The following is a 501-nucleotide window of genomic DNA, read 5'->3' on the forward strand; positions in this document are numbered from 1 at the left end:
TGCGAGAAAACGGACGTACAGCAGCGGCGAGTCGACGCCCGCGTGGGTCGCGAAGATTCCGGTGTCAGGGGCGGCGGTCACCCAGACGTAGCCGCCGATCACGGCGAATGGGAGGCCGACGACCGCAACCAACGCGACCAGCCGTGCAAGTAGGACGCCGACGACGTAGCCCGCGACGCCAACTGAATGCGTCCGGATCACGGCGAACTCGCCGCTGACCGCGTCCGCCAACAGCGCCCGATACCCCAGCACGACCGCGAGCAGCGGCACCAGCAGCTCGGCCGGCAGGAGGAGGTCGACAACCGCCGGAACGAACCCCGTCGCGCCACCGCCGCCGACGGCGACCAGAAGCCAGAGCACGGCGAGTAAGCCGACCCCCAGGACGCCGTAGCCGGGCGTGCGCAGGACTGTCGCGAGCTCTCGCCGGAACACGGTCCCTGCGCCGGCAAACGCGTCGGTCACTCCGAGATCCGCGGTCATCGTTCGGATACCCCCGTCACG

1 pseudogene is annotated in these 501 nt (G+C 70.1%); it reads right to left on the reverse strand.

Annotation, left to right across the window (positions count from 1 at the left end):
• Window positions 1-480: pseudogene (locus tag EXE44_RS18035) on the reverse strand (copper ABC transporter permease); the annotation flags it as partial.
• Between the last annotated feature and the right edge of the window lie 21 nt (window positions 481-501).

This window comes from Halorubrum sp. SS7, from assembly GCF_005435055.1.
Classification (GTDB): domain Archaea; phylum Halobacteriota; class Halobacteria; order Halobacteriales; family Haloferacaceae; genus Halorubrum; species Halorubrum salinarum.